At 69.5% G+C, this 23604-nt stretch carries 23 protein-coding genes; 6 read left to right on the forward strand and 17 right to left on the reverse strand.

Annotation, left to right across the window (positions count from 1 at the left end):
* Window positions 1-5: 5 nt before the first annotated feature.
* From P6281_RS17810 to P6281_RS17830, 5 genes are all read right to left on the reverse strand, one after another.
* Entirely contained in the window at window positions 6-1082 is a 1077-nt protein-coding gene (locus P6281_RS17810) for a PDR/VanB family oxidoreductase (protein ID WP_324738460.1), read from the reverse strand.
* A gap of 8 nt (window positions 1083-1090) precedes the next feature.
* A complete protein-coding gene (locus P6281_RS17815) occupies window positions 1091-2842 on the reverse strand; it encodes an SDR family oxidoreductase (protein ID WP_201408070.1) in 1752 nt (583 codons plus the stop codon).
* Window positions 2843-2845: 3 nt separating this feature from the next.
* Window positions 2846-3754, reverse strand: coding sequence for a metal-dependent hydrolase (locus tag P6281_RS17820; RefSeq protein WP_201408071.1), 909 nt, complete (start codon window positions 3752-3754; stop codon window positions 2846-2848).
* A 102-nt stretch (window positions 3755-3856) separates the two neighbouring features.
* Window positions 3857-5314, reverse strand: coding sequence for a flavin-containing monooxygenase (locus P6281_RS17825; protein ID WP_324738461.1), 1458 nt, complete (start codon window positions 5312-5314; stop codon window positions 3857-3859).
* Between the two features lie 22 nt (window positions 5315-5336).
* Window positions 5337-5798, reverse strand: a complete 462-nt coding sequence (locus P6281_RS17830; RefSeq protein WP_009952942.1) for an SRPBCC family protein — start codon at window positions 5796-5798, stop codon at window positions 5337-5339.
* Window positions 5799-5896: 98 nt separating this feature from the next.
* Between P6281_RS17830 and ald the strand changes: the two genes are divergently transcribed.
* Complete coding sequence (gene ald / locus P6281_RS17835; protein ID WP_014385414.1) at window positions 5897-7012, forward strand: alanine dehydrogenase; 1116 nt, start codon at window positions 5897-5899, stop codon at window positions 7010-7012.
* A 12-nt stretch (window positions 7013-7024) separates the two neighbouring features.
* On the opposite strand, the gene P6281_RS17840 is transcribed toward ald, so the two are convergent.
* From P6281_RS17840 to rpsO, 4 genes are all read right to left on the reverse strand, one after another.
* A complete protein-coding gene (locus P6281_RS17840; RefSeq protein ID WP_009952939.1) occupies window positions 7025-8050 on the reverse strand; it encodes a nitronate monooxygenase in 1026 nt (341 codons plus the stop codon).
* A 60-nt stretch (window positions 8051-8110) separates the two neighbouring features.
* Complete coding sequence (locus tag P6281_RS17845) at window positions 8111-9472, reverse strand: M16 family metallopeptidase (RefSeq protein ID WP_014385415.1); 1362 nt, start codon at window positions 9470-9472, stop codon at window positions 8111-8113.
* A complete protein-coding gene (locus P6281_RS17850) occupies window positions 9459-11720 on the reverse strand; it encodes a polyribonucleotide nucleotidyltransferase (protein ID WP_014380645.1) in 2262 nt (753 codons plus the stop codon). Before P6281_RS17850 ends, P6281_RS17845 begins: the two co-directional genes overlap by 14 nt.
* A gap of 389 nt (window positions 11721-12109) precedes the next feature.
* Window positions 12110-12379 (reverse strand): 30S ribosomal protein S15, encoded by a 270-nt coding sequence (gene rpsO, locus P6281_RS17855; RefSeq protein ID WP_003878661.1) that lies wholly within the window; start codon window positions 12377-12379, stop codon window positions 12110-12112.
* A gap of 169 nt (window positions 12380-12548) precedes the next feature.
* On the opposite strand from rpsO, the gene P6281_RS17860 reads away from it, so the two are divergent.
* Complete coding sequence (locus tag P6281_RS17860) at window positions 12549-12890, forward strand: ArsR/SmtB family transcription factor (protein WP_036453363.1); 342 nt, start codon at window positions 12549-12551, stop codon at window positions 12888-12890.
* A 3-nt stretch (window positions 12891-12893) separates the two neighbouring features.
* A complete protein-coding gene (locus P6281_RS17865) occupies window positions 12894-13379 on the forward strand; it encodes an SRPBCC family protein (RefSeq protein ID WP_014385417.1) in 486 nt (161 codons plus the stop codon).
* Between the two features lie 13 nt (window positions 13380-13392).
* Here P6281_RS17865 and P6281_RS17870 read toward each other — a convergent pair whose 3' ends face one another.
* Entirely contained in the window at window positions 13393-14370 is a 978-nt protein-coding gene (locus P6281_RS17870; RefSeq protein WP_036453365.1) for a bifunctional riboflavin kinase/FAD synthetase, read from the reverse strand.
* Window positions 14371-14483: 113 nt separating this feature from the next.
* Here P6281_RS17870 and mntR point away from each other — a divergent pair, with 113 nt between their 5' ends.
* Window positions 14484-15176 carry a manganese-binding transcriptional regulator MntR gene (gene mntR, locus P6281_RS17875; RefSeq protein WP_009955351.1) on the forward strand — a complete coding sequence of 231 codons (693 nt, stop codon included), beginning with the start codon at window positions 14484-14486 and terminating at the stop codon, window positions 15174-15176.
* 1 nt (window position 15177) lies between these two features.
* Here mntR and P6281_RS17880 read toward each other — a convergent pair whose 3' ends face one another.
* The 5 genes from P6281_RS17880 to P6281_RS17900 form a co-directional block, all read right to left on the reverse strand.
* Complete coding sequence (locus P6281_RS17880; protein WP_202349279.1) at window positions 15178-16422, reverse strand: acyl-CoA dehydrogenase family protein; 1245 nt, start codon at window positions 16420-16422, stop codon at window positions 15178-15180.
* 6 nt (window positions 16423-16428) lie between these two features.
* Window positions 16429-17619 (reverse strand): lipid-transfer protein, encoded by a 1191-nt coding sequence (locus tag P6281_RS17885; RefSeq protein WP_009955346.1) that lies wholly within the window; start codon window positions 17617-17619, stop codon window positions 16429-16431.
* A 127-nt stretch (window positions 17620-17746) separates the two neighbouring features.
* The gene (gene truB / locus P6281_RS17890) at window positions 17747-18652 is read right to left on the reverse strand and encodes a tRNA pseudouridine(55) synthase TruB (protein ID WP_014385421.1); all 906 of its coding nucleotides are present in this window, start codon (window positions 18650-18652) and stop codon (window positions 17747-17749) included.
* Complete coding sequence (pptT, locus tag P6281_RS17895) at window positions 18649-19332, reverse strand: 4'-phosphopantetheinyl transferase PptT (RefSeq protein ID WP_014385422.1); 684 nt, start codon at window positions 19330-19332, stop codon at window positions 18649-18651. The genes truB and pptT overlap by 4 nt, the downstream gene beginning before the upstream one ends.
* Window positions 19329-20306, reverse strand: coding sequence for a metallophosphoesterase family protein (locus P6281_RS17900; protein WP_014385423.1), 978 nt, complete (start codon window positions 20304-20306; stop codon window positions 19329-19331). Before P6281_RS17900 ends, pptT begins: the two co-directional genes overlap by 4 nt.
* 147 nt (window positions 20307-20453) lie before the next feature.
* Between P6281_RS17900 and P6281_RS17905 the strand changes: the two genes are divergently transcribed.
* Window positions 20454-21044 (forward strand): hypothetical protein, encoded by a 591-nt coding sequence (locus P6281_RS17905; RefSeq protein WP_014380652.1) that lies wholly within the window; start codon window positions 20454-20456, stop codon window positions 21042-21044.
* 1 nt (window position 21045) lies between these two features.
* A complete protein-coding gene (locus P6281_RS17910; protein WP_014385424.1) occupies window positions 21046-22767 on the forward strand; it encodes a CocE/NonD family hydrolase in 1722 nt (573 codons plus the stop codon).
* Here P6281_RS17910 and P6281_RS17915 read toward each other — a convergent pair.
* Together P6281_RS17915 and P6281_RS17920 are read right to left on the reverse strand one after the other, a co-directional pair.
* Window positions 22726-23286: a DUF1802 family protein gene (locus tag P6281_RS17915; RefSeq protein WP_008258696.1), complete on the reverse strand. Its 561-nt coding sequence runs from the start codon at window positions 23284-23286 to the stop codon at window positions 22726-22728. The two genes, P6281_RS17910 and P6281_RS17915, sit on opposite strands and share 42 nt — an antisense overlap.
* Window positions 23283-23552: a DUF2277 domain-containing protein gene (locus P6281_RS17920; RefSeq protein WP_008258698.1), complete on the reverse strand. Its 270-nt coding sequence runs from the start codon at window positions 23550-23552 to the stop codon at window positions 23283-23285. The genes P6281_RS17915 and P6281_RS17920 overlap by 4 nt, the downstream gene beginning before the upstream one ends.
* Window positions 23553-23604 lie beyond the last annotated feature (52 nt).

Consider the following 23604-nt stretch of genomic DNA (forward strand, 5'->3'; position numbering starts at 1 on the left):
CCGGCTCAGGCGTCGATGACCACCCGATCGCCGCCGGCCCGCGACACGCACACCAGCATGCCGTCGTCCCCGGGCGAGGCACGCCCGCGGTGATCCACCTGCCCGGCAAGCACTTTGACCCGGCACGTGCCGCAGAACCCCTGCCGGCACGAGTAGGGCGTCGTCGGGTCGCGGTCCAGCATGACGTCCAGCGCCGTGCGGTTGGCCGGCACCGCGAGCACCCGCCGGGAGCGCGCGAGCTCGAGTTCGAACGGAACCCCGTCGACAACGGGCGCCGGGCTGAACCGCTCGTAATGCAGTGGCGCCCCCGCATATTGGTCGCGGGCGATCCGCACGGCCTCGAGCATGGCGCTCGGGCCGCACACGTAGACGGCGGTCGCCGGGCCGGCGCCGGCCAGCAGTTCCGCCACGCTCGGGAAGCGGCCGTGCTCGTCGTCGGCCCACACCGTCACCCGGTCCGGGTCCACCGACACCACCTCGTCGAGCAGCGGCATGTACTCGCGGCTGCGCCCGGTATAGATTGCGCGCCAATCGATCCCGCGCTGCGCGGCCGCGCGGATCATCGGCAGGATGGGGGTCACGCCGATGCCGCCGATGACGAACAAGACGTCGCGCTCGGCGGTGCCGAGATAGAACGCGTTGCGCGGGCCTTCGAATTCGCACGTGTCGCCCACGCCGAAATTCTCGTGCATCTCGATGGATCCGCCGCCGCCGCCGGCGATGCGGCGCACCGCGATGCGGTAGTCGGTGCGCCGCCCGGGCGGACCGCACAGCGAGTACTGCCGGCGCCGGCCGGAGGGCAACAGGACGTCGATGTGCCCGCCGGGCGTCCAGGAGGGAAGCAGCCCCCCGTCGGGGTCGGCCAACGTCAGCGCGACGACATCGGGCGCGACGAGCTCGCGTTGGGTCACGACCGCGGTCAGCGTGCGCTGCACCGACTTCACCCGCGAGGGTTCCCACCGCGACACCGAGGCGAATCCCTCGAACACCGCCCGCACACCCCACAGCAACGACCCAAAGCGGTCGTGGGCGCGCCGGCCGTACAGGTCGGCGGGCCTGCTGGCCCAAATGCTTTCCGGCACCGGTCCCCCTAGGTCTGCCGAATGTCCAACCGCGCGAACAGCCGGACCGCCCCCGGGCTGATGCGTCGCATCGCGTAGCCGATCCTGGATTCGGCGGCGATCGGCAGCACCGCCGGTCCGGTCTTGACGGCCTTCACGATCGCCTTGGCGGTCGCCTCGGGCGTGAAGTTGCGGCGCCGGTAGGCGGCGTCGGCCTTGCCCCGCGCCCGCTCCTGCTGCTCGGCGCTCATCCCGGCGTAGATGGTGCTCTTGGCGATGTTGGTGTTGACGAAGCCCGGGCACACCGCGGTGACGCTGATGCCCTCGTCGGCGAAGTCGGCGCGCAACGATTCGCTGAGCGCCAGCACCGCCGCCTTGGTGGTGCTGTAGGCGACCATCGACTTCGACGGCAGGAAGGCCGCGGCCGAGGCCACGTTGATGATCGTTCCGCCCTCGCCGCGCTCGACCATCTGCGCACCGAACGCCCGGCTGCCGGAGATGACGCCGCCGACGTTGACCCCCATGATGTTTTCCCAATTCGCCGAGCTGGTCTCCAGGAAGCGGCCCGCCATCCCGATGCCGGCGTTGTTCACCAGGATGTCGACCACACCGTGCTCGTTACGCACCTGTGTGGCAAGGTCGTTCATCGCGGCCTCGTCGCTGACGTCGACCTGATAGACCGCGGCCTCGGCGCACGCGGCGCGGACCGCGTCGGCGGTCTCGTCGGCGGCCGTCCGATCGCGGTCGGCCAGCACGATCTTGCGGGCGCCGCGCCGGGCCAGCTCCACCGCGGTGGCCCTGCCGATCCCGGCACCGGCGCCGGTGACCAGGGCGAGCTTGCCGCGCACCTCCCCCCGTTCGCCGCGCGACTCGACCGCGGGGGGCGCACCGGCGACGGTCCGGTCGACCCACTCGGCGGTCAGCCGGGCGACGACGTCGGGGCGCGAGGTCACCACCCAGTGCCCGCCCTCGATCGCGATCACCCTGGCGCCCTGAGGAATTGCGCCGGTGAAGCGCTGCAGCGCGGGGGTGACGAAGACGTCCCGCCGCGGAACCACCGTCTGGACCGCGACGGAGGTCTCGGGGAGTTGCGGGCCCGGCGCCAGCATGGGCGCGGGCATATTCTGCCGGTACAGGTTGAGCCCGTTGACATAGTCGGTGACCGACCGCCTGGTGTCGTGGCGCTGGCTGCGGGTGCTCGAGCGGCCGATGCGCTCAAGGGCCTCAATGACTTTCACGCCGACGCGCGAGCGAAACGACAGCTCGGGCACCCCCGGGCACAAGAAGAAGCCGATGTAGCCCGAGGAGATGAGCTGCCTGGCGACCTGGGCCACGGCCCGTGGGGTGCGCGCGGACCGCAGAAACGCCCCCGCGTACTGCAGGTGCGGGCCCGAGATCGACGTGAACGAGGCCACCCTGGGCATCACCGAGTCGTCGGTGACCGCCGCCCAGGCCTGGATCGAGCCCCAGTCGTGGCCCAGCAGGTGGACCCGCTCGACGCCCAGGCTGTCGATGACCGCCTCGATGTCGGAGACGAGCTGCGCGAACCGGTACCCGGAAGGCTCTGCGGGAGAAGATGATTCACCGGCCCCGCGCACGTCGTAGGCGACGAAGTTGTAGGGTCGGCCCGCCAGCTCGCCGGCGACGCCGTCCCACACGTGGTGGTTGTCCGGAAAGCCGTGGATCGCCAGGATGGTCGGGCGCGCCGGGTCGATGTCGGTGTAGCGGTGCACGGCCAGCGTGACGCCGTCGCTGGCGGTGATGCGAGACGTGGTGCCCATCGGTCAGTGCGAGGCCCGCGCGGCCGGTGAGACGGCCAGGTAGTCCACGGCCAGTCCCAGCCCGCCGAGCTGCGAGGGGTGGAAGCCCGGGCGGTAGTAGTTCCCGATCGCGCGCACGAATCGCAGTGGCCCGGGCACCAATCCGCGGCGCGCGGCGGCGAAGTAGTCCCGCCAGCGCGGCTTGGCGCCCGGCGGCAGGTAGGGATCCAGCGAGTACAGGAACCGCACGCCGCGAATCCACAACAGCAGCATGGCGGGCGACACGACCAGCTGGGCGCGGACCTGCCGCCAGTAGCCGGCCCGCAGATGCTTCATGGTGTCGAAGGCCACCGCCTTGTGTTCGACTTCCTCGGCGCCGTGCCAGCGCAGCATGTCCAGCATCACCGGATCGGTGCCGATCGCGTCGTGGGCCGGCGAATTCAGGATCCACTCGCCCAGGATGGCGGTGTAGTGCTCGATGGCGGAGACCATGGACACCTGCTCGAGCAGCCAGCTGTGCTGGCGGCGCTCGCTCCAGCGGGGCCGCGGCCCGAGCAGCTTGTCGAACAGCCACTTGATCTGTCCGGTATAGGGGGTCAGGTCGATGCCCCGCGCGGCGAAGTGGGCGAGCACGCCGGCGTGCGCCTGGGAGTGCACCGCCTCCTGCCCGATGAATCCCTGGACGTCGAGCCGCAGCTGATCGTCTTTGATCAGCGGCAGGGTCTTCTTGAACACGTCGACAAAGAACTCCTCGCCCGCGGGCAGCAGCAGGTGCAGCACGTTGAGGACGTGGGTGGAGAACGGCTCGCCGGGCACGTAATGGAACGGCAGAGCCGCCCAATCGAAGTGCACGTCGCGCGCCTCGAGGACCAGCCGTTCGTGGTCGAGCGACGCGTCGTGCGGACCCGCCGCCTGGTCGTCAACGGTCAGCATTATTGCCCCCTACCTCGGCGTTTCCGACGCTGCGCGCTGCCAGTATAGTTGCGCAACCAAGTATGCGGAACCAGCGGTACCGGGTTTTGTCCCGGCCGGTGTCTAGGGCGCGACCGGGCGCAGGTCGTAGGATCCCGGATCGGTGTTGGCCAGCATGGCGCGGTGCGCGGCCGGGGTGAACGGCCACACCTCGGGCACCCCGTCCTTGTTGAGATACCAGCTGTCACAGCCGGTGGTCCACACGGTGTTCGGCATCGCGGCCCGCAGCCGGGCGTTGAAGCTGTCGGTCGCCGAGCGTGTCGGTTCGACGGTGTCGAATTCCCCTCGGCGCCAACGCTGGATCCACCCCAGGATGTGATCGGCCTGCGATTCGGCGACGGTCGTGAGTGCCAGGTTGCCGACCGGGCTGTGCGGCCCCAGCATCATGAAGAAGTTGGGGAAGCCCGGCATCGCGACGGTCTGGTAGGCCCGCGGCCCGTCGCGCCACACGTCGTCGGCGGCGATGCCGTCGCGGCCGATCAGCCGCATCGGCCGAAAGAACGCGTGGGTGTCGAAGCCGGTGGCGAGCACGATGACGTCGACGTCGTGCAGGACGCCGTCGTCGGTCACGATGCCGCGCCGCTCCACGTGGTCGATGCCGGCGGTGACCAGGTCGACGTCGTCGCGCTGCATCGCGCGGTAGAAGCCGCCCGACATCACCAGCCGTTTGCACATCGGCGTGTAGTCGGGGGTCAGCGCCCGGCGCAGTTCGGGGTCGCGGACCTCGCGGAGGCTGGCGCGGCACAGCGCGCCCATGATCTTTCGGCGCACGCCGGGCTTGGTCAGCCCCACCGCGAAGAGGTCGAACACCATGCTGTAGCCGCGGTACGCCACCCGGTCCAGCCACGGAAACCGGTTGCGGGTGATGCCGGCCAACCGGGTGTAGCGGGGGTTGGGCAGCTTGAGCACCCACTGCGCCGTGCGCTGGAACAGCACGACCCTGCCCGCCACGCCGGCCAGGCCGCAGACGAGTTGCACGCCCGTGGACCCGTTGCCGACGATCGCGATCCGCCGGCCGGCCAGCTCGACGGAATGGTCCCAGCGCGCCGAGTGAAAGACGTGGCCGCCGAAGTCGTCCAGGCCGGCGATCGACGGCATCCGGGGATGGTGCAACACGCCGGTGGCCGTGATCAAAAAGTCCGCCGCGCACTGTTCTCCGGCGGCGGTGCGCAGGGACCAGCGCCCGTTCTCGAAACGGGCGTCGGTGATTTCGGTGCCGAACCGGATGCGGTCCCGCAGGCCGAACCGGTCCGCGATTTTCCGGAAGTAGTCCTGGATTTCACCGCCCGGCGAGAACATGTGCGACCAGTGCGGGTTGGTGGCGAACGTGTACTGGTAGACCCGGGACGGTATGTCGCAGGTTAGGCCCGGATAGGTGTTGTCGCGCCAGGTGCCGCCCACCTCGTCAGCCTTTTCGAAGATCGTCACATCGGTAATGCCGCTGCGCAGCAACGCAATTGCGACGCACAGCCCGGACATGCCCGCTCCGACGACCGCTACGGCGGGATCGCGTCGCGTCATCGGAACTCCCGCGGCTCTTCGGCTACTCGGTTTCGGCGCGCTGCTTGAGGCGCTGCAGGGTGAGCCGGATGTGCTCGGTGTTGGCGGCCACCCGATCGCTGACGCCGGTGGCCTTGCCGGCGACCTTGCGGAACCACCCGGGCCGGCGGTCCCAGGTGCTCTCGGTGACCTCGCAGCCGCCGTCCGCCGCGACGATGTCGTACTGCCAGCGGGCGACGGGAAGGATGCTGTAGCGCACGTCGAAGGCGAAGCGGCGGCCCGGTTCGGCGTCGGTGACGGTGCATCTGGTGCTCCAGCGCCGGCCGCGGTTCTCGTTGTGGCCCGCGAAAACCGCGCCCGGGGCGACCGCCTCACCCTTGCGCCACTGCATCGCCACCGCCTCCTCGGCCAGCGAAGCCAGGGTGGGCAGGTGGGTGATGAGCCGGTACACCACGTCGGGGCGGGCGTCGATCTGCACGGTGGCCGAAACGCACGGGGCGGTCATCCGCCGATCATAGCCAGCGGGCGATGCGATGCACATCGATTGCGGGCCCTATGAAGTTTCTTCACAATCGAAGGTGACTGCGCGAACGAGGGGCCATCATGCGAGTCGGCGTACCGACCGAGACCAAGACGAACGAGTTTCGCGTGGCCATCACCCCCGCCGGTGTCGCCGAGTTGGTCCGCCGCGGACACGACGTGCTCGTCCAGACCGGCGCCGGCGAGGGATCGGCGATCGCCGACTCCGAGTTCAAGGCGGCGGGCGCGCAACTCGCCGATACGGCCGAACAGGTTTGGGGCGACGCCGACCTGCTGCTCAAAGTCAAAGAACCCGTGCCCGCCGAGTATGAGCTGTTGCGGCGCAACCAGATTCTGTTCACCTACCTGCATCTGGCCGCCTCGCGCGCGTGCACCGAGGCCTTGCTGGCGTCCGGAACGACGTCGATCGCGTATGAGACGGTCCAAACCGCCGACGGCACACTGCCGTTGCTGGCGCCGATGAGCGAGGTGGCGGGCCGGCTGTCCGCTCAGGTGGGGGCGTATCACCTGATGCGCACCCACGGTGGGCGCGGCGTGCTGATGGGCGGCGTGCCGGGCGTCAAGCCGGCCGACGTCGTCGTGATCGGGGCGGGTACCGCGGGCTACAACGCGGCCCGCGTCGCGAACGGCATGGGGGCGATGGTGTCGGTGCTCGACGTCAACATCAACAAGCTGCGGTTGCTCGACGCCGAGTTCGGCGGGCAGGTCCGCACCCGGTACTCGTCGGCCTACGACTTGGAGGGCACCGTCAAGCGCGCCGACCTGGTGATCGGCGCGGTGCTGCGCCCCGGCGCCAAGGCCCCCAGCCTGGTCTCGAATTCCCTTGTCGCGCAGATGAAACCGGGCGGGGTGCTGGTCGACATCTCGATCGACCAGGGCGGCTGCTTCGAGGACTCGCGGCCGACCACGCACGACGACCCGACCTTCGCCGTGCACGACACGCTGTTCTACTGCGTGGCCAACATGCCCAGCGCGGTGCCCAAGACGTCGACGGTGGCGCTGACGAACGCGACCATGCCGTATGTGCTCGCGCTCGCCGAGCGCGGCTGGCGTGCGGCGTGCCGATCGGATCATGCTCTGGCCAAAGGCCTTTCGACGCACGACGGCGCGCTGCTGTCCGGGCAGGTGGCCGCCGATCTCGGGCTGCCGTGCACCGACCCCGCCTGCGTGCTGGGCTAATCGGCTAATCGGCTAATCGGTGGCCACGAGGCCGGCGATGATGTCGGCCGCGGGGCCGGCGCTGGCGTGCTTGAAGGCCGCCCCGGCCCACAGCGGTATCCCGTTCGGGTCCTCGAGGGCGGCGGCGGCTTCCCGGATGGGCGATGTCATCTGGTTGACCTCGGGGTAGCCCAGCGGCGCCACGTGGTCGAGCATGCGGGTGAAGTCGTTTTCCAGCCCGCGCGCGTAGCGGCCCGAGAAGGCCCGTGTCACAACGGTGGTCGCGAACAGCGGGTTCTTCAGGGCGGTGCGGTGGGCGGGGTTGGTGCCGGCCTCGTCGGCGAGCAGCAGCGCGGTGCCGACCTGCGCGGCCACCGCTCCCCGGCGCAGGGCGGCGCCGATCTCGTCGGCGGTGCCCAGCCCGCCGGCGGCGATGATCGGGATGTCATGGGTGTTGCGGATGCGGTCGATGAGCTGGTGCAGCGACTCGTTGGCGGGTTCCATGTCGGGCGCGAACGTGCCGCGGTGCCCGCCCGCGGCGGGGCCCTGGACCACCAGGCTGTCGGCGCCGGCGGCGACGGCCACCCCGGCCTCGTACGCCGACGTCACCGTGACCATCACCAGCAGGCCCAGCGCGCCGAGGCGCCGGATCACGTCGGGCGGCGGGACGCCGAACGTGAACGACACCAGCTCGGGCCGGACGTCGGCGACCACCTCGAGCTTCTGTTCCCACCCGTCGTCGTCGCCGTAACGCGGGTGACCGACCTCCACCTGGTAGTGATCGGCGATCTCTTCGAGTTCGGCCGCGTAGTAGTCCAGGGCCACCCAGTCGGCCACACTGGGCTGGGGCACAAACAGATTCACGCCCAGCGGGCCGGTGGTGGCCTTGCGCGCGGCGGCGATGTCGTCGGCGAACCGCTCGGCGGTGAGATACCCGCCGGGGACGAAACCGAGCCCACCGGCGTTGGACACCGCCGCGGCCAGCGCGGGAGTCCCGGGGCCGCCGGCCATCGGGGCACCCACGATGGGCACCGCGATGTCCCAAAAGCCCAGTACCATTCGGCTAGTCCGCCGACGGCGAGCGCCGAGGGGGCGCGAGTGAGGAGGCGGACATTCGAGCTAGCCTACCATCGCCCGAAGTTGTTGGGGCAGTGACCGTTTGGTGGCATAGGGGCCGAGAACCGCGGCGCCGTAGCGCTGCCCGAGCAGCCGGCGGGCGACGGCGTTGACCTCATCGACGGTCACCTGGTCGATCTGCCGCAGGGTGTGCTCGATGCTGCGGTGCTTGCCGTAGTTGAGCTCGCTGCGGCCGAGGCGGCTCATCCGCGAGCCCGAGTCCTCCAGGCCGAGGACCAGGCCGCCGCGCAGCGAGCCCTTGGCGATCCGGCACTCCGCCTCGGTGATGCCGTCGCGCGCGACGGCGTCGAGGACCGCACCGGTCACCTCCATGACCTCGGCGAAACGTTCGGGCTGGCACGCCGCGTACACGGACAGCGCGCCGCTGTCGGCGAAGATGTCCACCGTCGAGTACACCGAATAGGCCAGCCCGCGCAGCTCCCGAACCTCTTGGAACAGCCGAGAACTCAGGCCGCCGCCCAGCGCGGTGTTGAGCACCGACAGCGCCCAGCGGTGCTGCCAGCCGCGGCCGGGCGTGCGCACCCCCAGCGACACGTGCGTCTGCTCGGCGTCCCGGTGGCCCAGCGCCAGCCCGGGCCGGCCGTTGACCCGCCCGGCGCCCTTGCGCGGCGCGATGGGTGCGCGCCCACGGACTAGATGCGGGCCGAAGTGCTCGCGCACCAGCGCGACCACCTCGTCGTGGTCGACGTTGCCTGCCACCGCCACCACCATGCGTTCGGGCGTGTAGCGGCGGACGTGAAACGAGTGCAGCTGGCTACGCGTCATCGACGTCACCGACCGCGCGGTGCCGATGACGGGCCGGCCCACCGGGTGGTCGCCGAACAGCGCGCCCAAGAACATGTCCCCGAGCGCGTCCTCGGGGTCGTCGTCGCGCATCGCGATCTCCTCGAGGACCACGTCGCGTTCCAGTTCGACGTCCTCGGCGGCGCAGCGGCCGTTGAGCACCACGTCGGCGACCAGGTCGACGGCCAGCGCCAAGTCGCTGTCGAGCACGTGCGCGTAGTAGCAGGTGTGCTCCTTGGCGGTGAACGCGTTCAGCTCTCCCCCGACGGCGTCCATCGCCTGGGCGATGTCCACCGCGGTGCGGCTGGGGGTCGACTTGAACAGCAGGTGCTCGAGGAAGTGGGCCGCGCCGGCGACCGTGGCGCCCTCGTCGCGCGAGCCGACCCCGACCCACACCCCGACCGAGGCGGAACGCACCGCCGGCAGGTATTCGGTGACCACCCGCAAGCCGCCCGGCAGCGTCGTGCGCCGCAGTGCGGCGTGCGGGTCCGCCGCGGCCGTGTGGTTACCCCGCCGCAGCGCGGGGTCAGCTGCTCGCTTTCCCGAATCAGCTCGCGGCATCGGCAGGGGCGGCCGCCGGGGCATCGGCTGGCGCCGAGTTGTCGTCCTCCACCAGCACCAGCGAGATCTTGCCGCGCTTGTCGATGTCGGCGATTTCGACGCGCAGCTTGTCGCCGACGTTCACCACGTCCTCGACCTTTGCGATGCGCTTGCCCTTGCCGAGCTTGGAGATGTGCACCAGGCCGTCGCGACCGGGCAGCAGCGAGACGAAGGCGCCGAAATCCGTTGTCTTGACCACGGTTCCGAGGAAGCGTTCGCCGACCGTCGGCAGTTGCGGGTTGGCGATGGCGTTGATCCGGTCGATCGCGGCCTGCGCCGAGGGCCCGTCGGTGGCGCCGACGAACACGGTGCCGTCGTCCTCGATGGAGATCTGCGCGCCGGTCTCCTCGGTGATGCCGTTGATCACCTTGCCCTTGGGGCCGATGACTTCACCGATCTTGTCCACCGGAACCTTGATGGTGGTGACCCGCGGGGCATACGGGCTCATCTCGTCGGGCGCGTCGATGGCCTCGGCCATGACCTCGAGGATCGTCAGGCGCGCGTCTTTGGCCTGGCCCAGGGCGCCCGCCAGGACCTGCGACGGGATGCCGTCGAGCTTGGTGTCCAGCTGCAGCGCGGTGACGAAGTCCTTGGTGCCGGCGCACTTGAAGTCCATGTCGCCGAACGCGTCCTCGGCGCCCAGGATGTCGGTCAGCGTGACGAACCGCCGCTCGGTCCGGCCGTCGATCTCCACGTCGTCGGAGACCAGGCCCATCGCGATGCCGGCCACCGGCGCCTTCAGCGGCACACCGGCGTTCAGCAGCGACAGGGTGGACGCACAGACCGACCCCATCGACGTCGAGCCGTTGGAGCCCAGCGCCTCGGAGACCTGGCGGATGGCGTACGGGAAATCCTCGACGCCGGGCAGCACCGGGATCAGGGCCCGCTCGGCGAGCGCACCGTGCCCGATCTCGCGCCGCTTGGGCGAACCCACCCGGCCGGTCTCGCCGGTGGAGAACGGCGGGAAATTGTAATGGTGCATGTAGCGCTTGGAGGTTTCCGGCCCCAGCGAGTCGATCTGCTGGGCCATCTTGACCATGTCGAGCGTGGTCACCCCCAGGATCTGGGTCTCACCGCGCTGGAACAGCGCGCTGCCGTGCGCGCGGGGCACCACGGCGACCTCGGCCGAGAGCGCGCGGATGTCGGTGATGCCGCGGCCGTCGATGCGGAAGTGATCGGTGAGGATGCGCTGGCGCACCAGCTTCTTGGTCAGCGAGCGGAACGCGGCGCTGACCTCTTTCTCGCGGCCCTCGTAGGTTTCGGCGAGGCGCGCGAGCACCTCGGCTTTCAGCTCGTCGGTGCGCGCGTCGCGCTCGGCCTTGCCGCCGATGGTCAGCGCCTTGGCCAGCTCGTCGGTGGCCACCGAGGCGACCGAGTAGTAGACGTCTTCCTGGTAGTCCGGGAACGTCGGGAACTCGCCGACCGGCTTGGCGGCCGCCCCGGCCAGCTCCTCCTGCGCGGTGCACAGGGTGGCGATGAACGGCTTGGCGGCCTCGAGCCCTTCGGCCACAACGGTTTCCGTCGGCGCCTGGGCGCCGCCCTCGACGAGCTCGATGACGTTCTCGGTGGCCTCGGCCTCGACCATCATGATCGCTATGTCTTTTTCGGCGGCGCCGCCGCCGACTATGCGGCCGGCCACCACCATGTCGAACACCGCCCGCTCGAGCTGCTCGACGGTCGGGAACGCCACCCACTGGCCGTCGATGAGCGCGACCCGCACGCCCCCGATCGGACCCGAGAACGGCAGCCCGCTCAGCTGGGTGGAGGCCGACGCGGCGTTGATCGCCAGCACGTCGTACAGGTCGTTGGGGTCCAGGCTCATGACCGTGACCACGACCTGGATCTCGTTGCGCAGTCCGCTGACGAACGACGGGCGCAGCGGGCGGTCGATGAGCCGGCAGGTCAGGATCGCGTCGGTGGAGGGACGGCCCTCGCGACGGAAGAACGAGCCGGGTATGCGACCGGCGGCGTACATCCGCTCCTCGACGTCGACGGTCAGCGGGAAGAAGTCGAAGTGCTCCTTGGGGCTCTTGCTGGCGGTGGTCGCCGACAACAGCATGTTTTCGTCATCCAGGTACGCGACCACGGCGCCGGCGGCCTGCTGGGCCAGCCGGCCGGTCTCGAAACGGATGGTGCGGGTGCCGAAGCTCCCGTTGTCGATGGTGGCGGTCGCCTCGAACACGCCCTCTTCAATTTCAGCGACAGACATGGACGTCCGTACGGCCTCTCTTATTCGGCTGTTTCGCGTCGTCACGCGCAACCTGGAGAGGGTCCGCAGCGCCCGTTGGGGCCTGCGAGTCACCCTGGGAGCTATCCCGAAGAGCCAGTCTGAATGCGGCTACGGCCATCGATCGAAGCGGCCGAGAAGCCCCAGATCCGGAGAGCCCGGCAGCCACTACCGAAGACCGCCCGATGCAGACTGGGCTGCTCCCTCGAAGGTGCGTAGTGACACGCTGGAACGGCGCACGCGGATCTGCGTGGCCGCACCGTTTTGCTCGGGCCGAACCGGCCCAGAACGTCCTTACTCTACACGGGCGGGCCCGCCCCGCCAGCATCGCGCGGGATCGGGCGGGCGTCATAGCCCCGGTGACGGCGGCGTCAGCGGCGCAGGCCGAGGCGCTCGACCAGCGAGCGGTAGCGCTCCACGTCGATCTGGGCGACGTATTTGAGCAGCCGGCGACGGCGCCCGACCAGCAGCAACAGGCCGCGCCGCGAGTGGTGGTCGTGCTTGTGCACCTTGAGGTGCTCGGTCAGGTCGGCGATCCGCTTGGTCAGCAGCGCGACCTGCGCCTCCGGGGAACCGGTGTCGGTGTCATGCAGGCCGTAGGTGCCCAGGATTTCTTTTTTCTGCTCGGCTGTCAGCGCCACGAACTATCTCCATCAATCGGTGCCGCGAAAATTTCGGTCGTGGCCGCCGCGGACTGCAGCACACTCCGTATCGGGGGGCGAGTCTATCAGCGGCCGCGATGTTCGCCGAAATCGCAGGCCAGCGCCGCACACTTGACAACATACAACCATTTGGTTGTATGTTTGCCGGGTGGATGTGGACGAAGAGGACCGGGTGGACGCCCTGTTCCACGCGCTCGCCGACCGAACCCGGCGCGACATCATGCGACGGACGCTGGCCGGGGAACACTCGGTTTCCACGCTCGCCCGCAAGTACGACATGAGCTTCGCCGCGGTGCAGAAGCACGTCGTCGTGCTCGAGAAGGCCGGCCTGGTCACCAAACGACGCAGCGGTCGCGAGCAGCTGGCCAGCGGTGACGTGACGGCCGTGCGGTCGGTGGCCTCGATGCTCGCCGAGTTGGAACTCCTCTGGCGCGACCGGATCGCACGCATCGACGAACTCATCTCATCCGACTCAACCAAGGAGGACTGAACCATGCCCGTAACCGGCGTCGAGCACGATCCCGACAACCTGACGCTGACCATCACCGCGGACTTCGCCGCGCCGGTGCACCGGATCTGGCAGGTCTACGCCGACCCGCGTCAACTGGAGAAGGTGTGGGGGCCGCCGTCCCATCCGGCGACCGTCGTCGACCACAGCCTGACGCCCGGAGGTCGCACGACGTATTTCATGACCGGTCCGGACGGCGAGAAATACGCCGGATATTGGGAGATCACGGCCGTCGACGAGCCGACGAGCTTCTCGTTCCTCGACGGCTTCGCCGACCTGGACTTCAACCCGAACCCCGGACTGCCGGTCTCGAGGAACGTCTACACCTTCACCGAGCACGACGGCGGCACTCGCGCGACCTACGTGAGCGCCTTCGAGTCCGCCGAGGCGCTGCAACAGGTGCTGGACATGGGGGTGGTCGAGGGCTCGTCGTCGGCCATCAACCAGATCGACGACCTGGTCGCTTCCTGAAAACCGCGGTGGATCAGTCCTGCGTCGACAGGATGGTGCGGGCCCGTTCGGTGTCCTCGCCCATCGCGACGATGAGTTCCTCCACGGAGCCGAACTTGTGCTGCCCACGGATGCGGCCGACGAAATCCAGCGCCACGTGCTGCCCGTACAGGTCGGCGTCGGTGTCCAGGACGAACGCCTCGACGGTGCGGGTGCGCCCGGAGAAGGTCGGGTTGGTGCCGACGGACACCGCGGCCTGGTAACGCTCACCCGGGATGACGGTGCCGGTCACCGGGCCGTGGCCGAGGACGGTGAACCACGCGGCGTACACGCCGTCGGCCGGGATGGCCGAATACATCGGCGGCGCCACGTTCGCGGTCGGGAAGCCCAGTTCGGCACCGCGCCCGTGACCCCGCACCACCACGCCCTCGACCCGGTGCGGGCGACCCAGGGCCTCGGTGGCCGCCACCACGTCGCCGGCGTCCACGCAGGACCGGATGTAGGTGGACGAGAACGTGACGGTCTCGTTGCTGTGGTGCTCGGAGAGCAGCGACATCGACTCCACGGCGAACCCGAATCGATCGCCGGCGCGCCGCAGGGTCTCGACGTTGCCGGTCGCCTTCTTGCCGAAGGTGAAGTTCTCCCCCACGACGACCTCGACCACGTGCAGGTTCTCCACCAGCAGCTCGTGCACGTAGCGGTCCGGCGTGAGTTTCATGAAGTCGGTGGTGAACGGCATCACCAAGAAGACGTCGATGCCCAGCTCCTCGACCAGCTCGGCGCGCCGCGTCAGCGTCGTCAACTGGGCCGGATGGCTGCCGGGATAGACCACTTCCATCGGGTGCGGGTCGAACGTCATCAACACCGTCGGCACGCTGCGCGCCCGCCCCGCTTTCACCGCATGCGCGATCAGCTCCGCGTGCCCGCGATGCACACCATCGAACACACCGATGGTGAGCACACACCTGCCCCAGTCCGTGGGAATCTCGTCTTGGCCGCGCCACCGCTGCACGACCGCAAGCCTACGGCGCCGAGTGCCCGGCCGGGAGATCCAGAGGGCCCGACACCCGCCAGGGTGGCGGGGAACACGCCGGATTTGGATGGGGTTGCCTAAACTTTGTCGTTGTGAGTGCTGACGAAGAGCGTGGCGGTCTCACCGCGGTCGGCCAGGACTACCTCAAGGCGATCTGGAATGCCCAGGAGTGGTCCCCCGACAAGGTCAGCACGAAGATGCTGGCCGAGAAGATCGGGGTGTCGGCCAGCACGGCCTCGGAGTCGATCCGCAAACTCGCCGAGCAGGGCCTCGTCGACCACGAGAAGTACGGCGCGGTGACGCTGACCGAGGCCGGACGGCGCGCGGCGCTCGAGATGGTGCGCCGGCACCGGCTGCTGGAGACCTTCCTGGTCAACGAGCTGGGCTACGCGTGGGACGAGGTGCACGACGAGGCCGAGGTGCTCGAGCACGCGGTGTCGGATCGTCTGGTTTCCCGCATCGACGCCAAGCTGGGATTCCCGCAGCGCGATCCGCACGGCGACCCCATCCCCGCCACCGACGGGCAGGTGCCCACCCCGCCGGCGCGCCAGCTGTGGGCGTGCGGCGACGGCGACGCCGGGACGGTGGCCCGCATCTCCGACGCCGACCCCGAGATGCTGCGCTACTTCACCGACGTGGGCATCAACCTCGACTCCCGGCTGCGGGTGCTGACCCGCCGCGAGTTCGCGGGCATGATCTCGGTGGCGATCGAATCCGGCGACGGCGACGAGACGACCGTCGACCTGGGCAGCCCGGCCGCGCGGGCGATCTGGGTGACCGCGTAGCTCAGTCGGCCAGCAATCCCTTGGCGATGTGGGTGACCTGCACCTCGTTGCTGCCGGCGTAGATCATCAGCGACTTGGCGTCGCGGGCCAGCTGCTCCACGCGGTACTCGGCCATATATCCGTTGCCGCCGAACAGTTGCACGGCCTCCATGGCCACCTCGGTCGCCGCCTCCGACGAGTACAGCTTGATCGCCGACGCCTCGGCCAGCGTCAGCGGCTTACCGGCCTGTTGGCGCTCGATGGTGTGAAAGACCATGTTCTGCACGTTCATTCGCGCGATCTCCATCTTGGCCAGCTTGAGCTGGATCAGCTGGAACTGCCCGATGTTCTTGCCCCACAGCGTGCGGCTCTTCGCGTAGTCGACGCACAGCCGGTGGCATTCGTCGATGATGCCCAGGGCCATCATGGCGATCCCGATCCGCTCGGCGGCGAAGTTGGCGCGGGCGCTGTCGCGGCCGTCGCCGTCGGTGTGCTGTTCGCTCTCGCCGAGCAGCCGGTCCGGGCTCAGCCGCACGTTGTCGAAGAACAGCTCGCCGGTCGGCGAGGACATCATGCCCATCTTCTTGAACGGCTTGCCCTGCGTCAGGCCCGGCATGCCGGCGTCGAGCACGAACACCAGCACCGGGCGGTTGCGCTTGTCCACCTTCGTCGGGTCGGCGTCGCCCTCGTCGAGTTTGGCGTACACGACCAGGACGTCGGCGCAGGGCCCGTTGGTGATGAACGTCTTCTGCCCGTTGAGGATGTAATCGGCACCGTCGCGTTTGACGTAGGTCTTCATGCCGCCGAACGCATCCGAGCCCGAGTCCGGCTCGGTGATGGCCCATGCCGCAATCTTTTCCAGCGTCATCAGCTCGGGCAGCCAGCGTTCCTTCTGCGCCAGCGTGCCGCGGCTCATGATGGTCGCCGCACCCAGGCCGAGGCTCACCGACGCGGTGCTCAGCAACCCGATGCTGACCCGGGCGATCTCGGAGACCAGCACCGCGATCATCGATCCCTGGGCTCCGCCGCCGAAACCGCTTGCCTCGCCGTCGCTTTGACGCTCTCCCGAGCGCTCCCGGTCCAGCATCTTCTTGACCGATTCGGCGGCCATGGCATCGAGGCCGAACTGGCTGAACAGCTTGCGCGCGATCGGATAGGGCGACATCGCGCCGGTTTCCAATTCGTCGAGATGCGGGCGGATCTCCTTGTCGACGAACTGCCGAACGGCGTCGCGGACCATCAGGTCGGTGTCGGACCACTCGATCATGGCGCCCTAGCGTTCGGCGCGCTGGTAGGCGGTGACGACGGCGGCGCCGCCCAGCCCGATGTTGTGTTGCAGTGCGGCGCTGACGTTGTCGACCTGACGCGCCTCGGCCGTCCCGCGCAGCTGCCACGTCAGTTCCGCGCACTGCGCCAGCCCGGTCGCGCCCAGGGGATGCCCCTTGGAGATCAGGCCACCGGAGGGGTTGACCACCCAGCGGCCGCCGTAGGTGGTGTCGTTGTTGTCGATCAGCTTGGGCGCCTCACCCGGCCCACACAGGCCCAGCGCCTCGTAGAGCAGCAGCTCGTTGGCCGAGAAGCAGTCGTGCAGTTCGATCACCTGGAAGTCCTGCGGACCCAGCCCGGACTGGTCGTAGACCTGTTGTGCGGCTTGCACATTCATGTCGTAGCCGATGAGGTTCTTGGCGCTCCCGTCGAACGTCGAGGCGAAGTCGGTGGTCATGGCCTGACCGACGATCTCGACGGCCTGGCCCGCCAGCCCGTGGCTGTCGACGAAGCTCTCCGAGGCCAGGATGGCCGCGCCCGAACCGTCGGAGGTCGGCGAGCACTGCAGCTTGGTCAGCGGGTCGGAGATCATCCGCGCCGCCAGGATGTCCTCGAGCGTGTAGGACTCCTGGAACTGCGCGAACGGGTTGTTCACCGAGTGCTTGTGATTCTTATAGCCGATCTTGGCGAAATGCTCTGCGGTGGAACCGTATTGCTTCATGTGCTCGCGGCCGGCGGCGCCGAACATCCACGGCGCGACGGGCATCGCGAACTCGTCGATCGCGGCCATCGCCTTGACGTGCTTGCCCATCGGCGATTCGCGGTCCTGAGCTCCGCCGCCCAGCGAACCGGGCTGCATCTTCTCGAAACCCAGCGCGATCGCGCAGTCGACGATGCCGCCGCGGATCGCCTGCGCGGCGAGGAAGAGCGCGGTGGAGCCGGTGGAGCAGTTGTTGTTGACGTTGACCACCGGGATACCCGTCATGCCGAGCTCGTAGAGCGCGCGCTGCCCGGACGTCGAATCCCCGGCGACGTAGCCGACGTAGCCCTGCTGCACCTCGTGGTAGGCGATGCCGGCGTCGGCCAGCGCGTTGGTCCCCGACTCACGCGCCATGTCGGGGTAGTCCCAGCCCTCGCGGCGACCCGGCTTCTCGAATTTCGTCATGCCGACGCCGATGACGTAAACCTTGTTGGACATCTTGTTGGACATCGTTGTCCCTTCCCGTGGGCCGCCTGGATACCTCAGTCTGCAACGTAGCCCAACCAACCGCTCGGCCGGGACCCGTTAGAGCGTCGCCGGGCGGGATCGATGGCCCGCCTCCTCCTCAGTCCGTTCCGGACTGCATCGTCGCCGGGCGGACCACCACCACCGACTTGGTCCGCGCCCCCTCGTCGCGCAACAGCGCAACCACCCGGCCGTCGGGGTCACAGGCGGCGTAGACGCCGTCGATCCCGGCCGCCGGCAGGGACCGGCCGTTGGCGGCGGCGTCGGCCTCCCCGGCGGACAACTGCCGGCGCGGAAAGATCAGCAGGCAGGCCTCGTCGAGGCTGTAGCTCAGCCGCGGCCGCTCGGCGAGCTCGTCGAGCGAATACGCCTGGTCTAGCCCGAAGCGGCCGGCCCGGGTGCGGCGCAACGCCGTCAGGTGCCCGCCCACCCCCAGCGCGGCACCCAGATCGCGGGCCAGCGCACGGATGTAGGTCCCCGACGAGCAATCGACCTCGACGTCGACGTCGAGCACGTCCACGCCGTGCGGTCCGGGGCGAATGTCGCGCACGTCGAACCGGTCGATGCGCACCGGGCGGGCCTCGAGCTCGACGGCGTGGCCCTCGCGGGCCAGGCGGTAGGCGCGCTTGCCGCCCACCTTGATGGCGCTGACCGTCGAGGGCACCTGCGCGATGTCACCCCGCAGCCCCTCGACGGCGGTCCCGATCGCCTCGGCGGTCAGGTGCCCCGCCGGGACGCTGCGCACCGGCTCGCCCTCGGCGTCGTCGGTCGACGTGCTCTGGCCCAGGCGGATGGTGGCCGCGTACGACTTCGAAGAAGCCGACAGCAGGCCGAGGATCTTGGTGGCGCGCTCGACGCCGATCACCAGCACTCCGGTGGCCATCGGGTCCAGGGTCCCCGCGTGCCCCACCCGCCGGGTGGAGAAGATCCGGCGGCAGCGGCCCACGACGTCGTGGCTGGTCATCGCCGGCGGCTTGTCGACGACGACGATGCCCGGACCGCTCATAGGACGATGGCGGTCAGCACCAGCCCGCGCTCGACCGACCAGCGGCCCGCCAGCTCCGTCAGCGGCGGACCGGACAGCGCCGCCGGATCGATCAGGATCCGCGAGACGAACCGGCCCGTCGCCGCGCCGGGGCCGTCGGACTCGAACGCGATGTGGGCGTCCTCGAAGCCCAGCCACCGCTTGGTCAGCGGGAACCACGCCTTGTACGTCGCCTCCTTGGCGCAGAACAGGATTCGGTCCCAATGCAGATCCCCCGACAGGTGGGCGGGGATCTCGGTGCGTTCGGCCGGCAGGCTGATCGCGTTGAGCACGCCGTCGGGCAACACGTCGTGCGGTTCGGCGTCGATCCCCACCGAGCGCAGCGCGTCGGTGCGGCCCACCACCGCGCCGCGGTACCCCGTGCAGTGGGTGAGGCTGCCGACCACGCCGTCGGGCCAGCAGGGTTCTCCCTTCTCGCCCTTGAGGATCGGCACCGGCGGCAGGCCGAGCTCGCCCAGCGCGATGCGGGCGCAGTGCCGGACGGTGATGAACTCGTTGCGCCGCTTGGCCACCGATCTCGCGATCAACGGCTCCTCTTCGGGCAGCGGGGCGAGATCGGGCGGATCGGAATACACCTCCGAGTAGGCCAGGCCGTCGGTGGCCGGCAACACGGAGGACACCAGCGTGTGCTCCCCCGTCATCGTGATTGCCGCTGCCGCAACCGTTCCCGGAACTGCGTGGCCTGCTGTCGCATCTCGGGGGTGATCTCGAAGTGGCCGCCGAAGTCGTTGAGGTCACCGGGCGCGTACTGGGGATCCGGCAGTACCTGGCGCAGCCAGCTGGGCGGCTTGCGGCGCCGCCACTCCCGCGGATAGCCCACCGACACCTCCTCGAAGCGCACGTCGTCATACCAGGTGGTGCGCGGGATGTGCAGGTGACCGTAGACCGAGCAGACGGCGTTGTAGCGGGTGTGCCAGTCGGCGGTCTTGGTGGTTCCGCACCACAGCGAGAACTCCGGGTAGAACAGCGCGTCGCAGGGATCGCGGACCAACGGGAAGTGGTTCACCAGAACGGTCGGCGTCATCCAGTCCAGCTCTTCGAGGCGGGCACGGGTGATCTCCAGGCGCTCGCGGCACCACGCCTCGCGGGTGGGGTACGGCTCCGGGGAGAGCAGGAACTCGTCGGTGGCCACCACGTTGCGGTCCCGCGCGATGGTCAGCCCCTCGGCTTTGCTCGTGGCCCCCTCGGGCAAGAAGCTGTAGTCGTAGAGCAGGAACATCGGCACGATCGTGGCCGGACCGCCGCGCTCGGTCCAGACCGGGAACGGATGCTCCGGCGTGATCACACCCATCTCGTCGCACATGTTGACCAGGTAGTCGTAGCGCGCCTTGCCGAAGACCTGCACGGGGTCGCGGGTGGTGGTCCACAGCTCGTGGTTGCCGGGCACCCAGATCACCTCGGCGAACCGCCGTCGTAGCAGGTCAAGGGCCCAGCGAATCTCGTCGGTGCGCTCGGCGACGTCGCCGGCGACGATCAGCCAGTCGTCCGGCGACGACGGATGCAGCGATTCGGTGACCGGCTTGTTGCCGAGGTGACCGGTGTGCAGGTCGGACACCGCCCACAGCGTCGGTTGCCCACCGTTGGTCGAGTCCTGCCCCGATCTATGCCCAGCCACGAATAACCACCCTAACGACCCGGGCCGGGCGATCTGTTTTCGCGCCCGGTCGGCGGGTGAACTAGAACAAGTTCACCTTTGCCTGTGACCCCGAGCGCGCGACTTGTACACTCCCCCGAAAGGACCGCTGCGGCGTCAGGGGGTGTCGTGTTCGCCAATGTTCGTCTGATGGGGGCGCTCGGTGCGCTGCTCACAGCGGCCATCGGGGGCACGGTGGGCGTGTTGTCCGGTTCCCCTTCCCTACCGGGTGGCGGCGATCGACCCGTCGAGCTGCGGTCGACCGCCCAGCCGATGGAAACCACGATGAAGAGCCCGATCGTGGCGACCACCGATCCGCGCCCGTTCGACGCGTGCGAGGACATCCCGTTCGACGTCGTCCAGCGCCTCGGGCTGGGATTCACACCGCCCGAGCACGAGGACGGGCTGCGCTGCCACTTCGACGCCGGCAACTATCAGGTGGCCGTCGAGCCAATCATCTGGCGCACCTACGAGGCCTCGCTGCCCGCCGACGCCGTCGAGACGACGATCGCGGGCCACCGCGCCGCGCAGTACTGGGTGCTCAAGCCGACCTATCACAACAGCTACTGGTTCTACTCCTGCATGGTCGTGTTCAAGACCAGTTACGGGGTGCTGCAGCAGGCGCTGTACTACTCGACCGTCTACTCCGACCCCGAGGTCGATTGCATGCAGACCAACCTGCAGCGCGCCAACGACCTCGCTCCGTATTACAAGTTCTAGGGTGAGCATCACCTCGATCCGCCCCGCGCAGCCGACCCTGCACACCCTGAATCACTTGGGCGGCAAGGCCCTTGGCCGGTTGCTGGGTCTGCCGCCGGCGACCACCGACTACACCGTGGAGCGCGTGCGCGTGCCGATGCGCGACGGGGTCGCCTTGGTGGCCGACCATTACACGCCCGCCACCCCCGTCGGCACCCTGCTGGTCCGCAGCCCCTACGGACGCGGATTCCCGTTCACCCTGATATTCGGCGCGCTGTACGCGGCGCGCGGCTACCACGTGGTGCTGCAGAGTGTGCGCGGAACGTTCGGGTCCGGCGGGGTTTTCGAGCCGATGGCCGACGAGATCGCCGACGGCGCGGACACCGTCGCATGGCTGCGTGAGCAGCCGTGGTTCACCGGCAGCTTCGCCACCATCGGCATGTCGTACCTGGGATTCACGCAGTGGGCCCTGTTGCAGGATCCCCCGCCGGAACTGTCCACCGCGGTGATCGCGGTGGGACCGCACGACTTCAACGAATCGACTTGGGGCACAGGGTCGTTCGCGGTCAACGACTTCCTGGGCTGGAGCGACATGGTGGCGCACCAGGAGGACCCGGTGCGCGCCCGCGCCGCGCTGCGCCAGTTGCAGACCCGCCGCAAGGTGCCGCGGGCCGCGGCCGCGACGCCACTGGGCGAAGCCGCCCGGGCCCTGCTCGGCACGGGCGCACCCTGGTTCGAATCGTGGGCCGAACACAGCGATCCCGGCGATCCCTTCTGGAATGCGTTGCGCTGCAACGAGGCGCTGGACCGGGTTCAGGTGCCCGTGCTGCTCATCGGCGGCTGGCAGGACCTCTTCATCAGGCAGACGCTGCGGCAGTACGCGCATCTGCACGGCCGGGGAGTCGATGTCGCGCTCACCGTCGGCCCGTGGACGCACACCCAGCTGCTCACCACCGGGCTCGCCACCTGCGCCCGGGAGACGCTGGATTGGCTGGGCACTCACCTGGGTGAGGCCCCCGCCCGCCGGCCCAGCCCGGTCCGGGTCTACGTCACCGGCGTGGGTCGAGGCCAAGGGTGGCGCAGCCTGCCCGCGTGGCCGCCCGTCACCACCGAGCGCGCGCTGTACCTGCGGCCCGGTGGCTACCTGGGTGAGACCGCCCCGACGCTGAAAGGGCTGTCCCCGGCCACGTTTCGCTACGACCCGGCCGATCCGACACCGACCATCGGCGGCCCGATGCTGTCCGCCAACGGCGGTTACCGCGACGACGGCCGGCTCGCGTCGCGCGCCGACGTGCTGGCGTTCACCAGCGCCACCCTCACCCAGGACCTGTACGCCTACGGAACCCCGGTCGTCGAGCTCGCACACGGCGCCGACAATCCGCACGTCGACCTGTTCGTGCGGGTGAGTGAGGTCGATCCGAAGGGCCGGTCGCGCAACGTGAGCGAGGCCTACCGCCGGTTGGCCACCGCGGCGAAGACGAAGTCGGAGAAGGTCGTTCGCCTCGAGCTCGACGGCATCGCCCACCGGTTCCGCGCCGGGTCACGCATCCGGGTGCTGATCGCCGGTAGTTGGTCCCCGCGCTACGCGCACAACCTCGGCGGCGACGAACCGGTGCTGACCGCCCGGCGCGCCACGCCGGTCACCCACAGCGTGCGCTACGGACGCTCCCGGCTGGTGTTGCCCGTCGGCCCGGCGGAGTTGTCAGCCGACGGCATCGCGGACGCGGGCGGCGACGGCGTCTAGCGCGGGATCGTCGTGCACCGGCGCCGCCAACGGTGCGTGCACCGGCAGCTCCACCCAGCTCTTGCAGCCGGCGTATTCGGGCGTCCGGGCGATGCGTGCCGGTTCGGCCAACGGGATCACCGACACCACCAGCACGGCCAGCTTGTGCTTGGGGCGAAAATCGAGCCGGTCGGCGCGCACCGACTCGGGCGTCCAGATGTGCAGGTCCTCGATGGCCGCCAGGCCGTCGGGCCGCTCAACAGCCACCGCCGCAACGACTTTCGCGGCCGCGCGGATCACCAGCTCGTCGTCGGTGCTGTCGGCGGCGGCGGGCTCGAGCAGGTCTCGATGTTCGGTGCGCACCCGCTCGGCGTGGCTGTGCGCGACCGTCGGGAACAACAGGAATTCGCGGGCGGCAAGGTCGAACCGCTTCTCCCCGGTGCCCCCCTTGCGCAGCAGCACCCGTTGGCGGCCGTCGAGCAGGGCGTGGACCGCGGCGCTCCACTCTTTGAGCGCGGGCATCGTGGCGGTCACCGTCATGTCGCACCCGCCAACCGGGCCACCACCTCGGGCCGGCGCAACGGCGGCACCGTCTTGGGCGGCTGACGCCGCGGGGCCAGCCGCCCGAGCAGCCGGGTCGTCGTCTCGGTGACCTCGGCGACCGCCTGCTCGAACGCCTCGGCGTTGACGGCCGACGGGTGGGTGATGCCGCTGACCTTGCGCACGTACTGGCGGGCCGCCGCGGCGATTTCCTCCGCGGTGGCCGCCGGCTGAAGACCCCGCAGTTCGGTGATGTTCCGGCACATGGTCCCCACGATAAGCGCTGCCCCGCCGTACCGCCTCCGGTCGCAACGGACG

The organism is Mycobacterium sp. 5-140-3-2 (genome assembly GCF_035666375.1).
Taxonomy (GTDB): domain Bacteria; phylum Actinomycetota; class Actinomycetes; order Mycobacteriales; family Mycobacteriaceae; genus Mycobacterium; species Mycobacterium intracellulare.

Excerpts from the sequence above, each read along its gene's own strand:
- ald (WP_014385414.1), top strand. The coding sequence starts at position 5,897 with ATGCGAGTCGGCGTACCGACCGAGACCAAGACGAACGAGTTTCGCGTG.
- P6281_RS17840 (WP_009952939.1), bottom strand. The coding sequence starts at position 8,050 with ATGGTACTGGGCTTTTGGGACATCGCGGTGCCCATCGTGGGTGCCCCG.
- P6281_RS17915 (WP_008258696.1), bottom strand. The coding sequence starts at position 23,286 with ATGACGGTGACCGCCACGATGCCCGCGCTCAAAGAGTGGAGCGCCGCG.
- P6281_RS17880 (WP_202349279.1), bottom strand. The coding sequence starts at position 16,422 with ATGATCGAGTGGTCCGACACCGACCTGATGGTCCGCGACGCCGTTCGG.
- P6281_RS17825 (WP_324738461.1), bottom strand. The coding sequence starts at position 5,314 with ATGACGCGACGCGATCCCGCCGTAGCGGTCGTCGGAGCGGGCATGTCC.
- P6281_RS17850 (WP_014380645.1), bottom strand. The coding sequence starts at position 11,720 with ATGTCTGTCGCTGAAATTGAAGAGGGCGTGTTCGAGGCGACCGCCACC.
- P6281_RS17815 (WP_201408070.1), bottom strand. The coding sequence starts at position 2,842 with ATGGGCACCACGTCTCGCATCACCGCCAGCGACGGCGTCACGCTGGCC.
- P6281_RS17845 (WP_014385415.1), bottom strand. The coding sequence starts at position 9,472 with ATGCCGCGAGCTGATTCGGGAAAGCGAGCAGCTGACCCCGCGCTGCGG.
- P6281_RS17920 (WP_008258698.1), bottom strand. The coding sequence starts at position 23,552 with ATGTGCCGGAACATCACCGAACTGCGGGGTCTTCAGCCGGCGGCCACC.
- P6281_RS17830 (WP_009952942.1), bottom strand. The coding sequence starts at position 5,798 with ATGACCGCCCCGTGCGTTTCGGCCACCGTGCAGATCGACGCCCGCCCC.
- P6281_RS17865 (WP_014385417.1), top strand. The coding sequence starts at position 12,894 with ATGCCCGTAACCGGCGTCGAGCACGATCCCGACAACCTGACGCTGACC.
- pptT (WP_014385422.1), bottom strand. The coding sequence starts at position 19,332 with ATGACGGGGGAGCACACGCTGGTGTCCTCCGTGTTGCCGGCCACCGAC.
- P6281_RS17820 (WP_201408071.1), bottom strand. The coding sequence starts at position 3,754 with ATGCTGACCGTTGACGACCAGGCGGCGGGTCCGCACGACGCGTCGCTC.
- truB (WP_014385421.1), bottom strand. The coding sequence starts at position 18,652 with ATGAGCGGTCCGGGCATCGTCGTCGTCGACAAGCCGCCGGCGATGACC.
- P6281_RS17885 (WP_009955346.1), bottom strand. The coding sequence starts at position 17,619 with ATGTCCAACAAGGTTTACGTCATCGGCGTCGGCATGACGAAATTCGAG.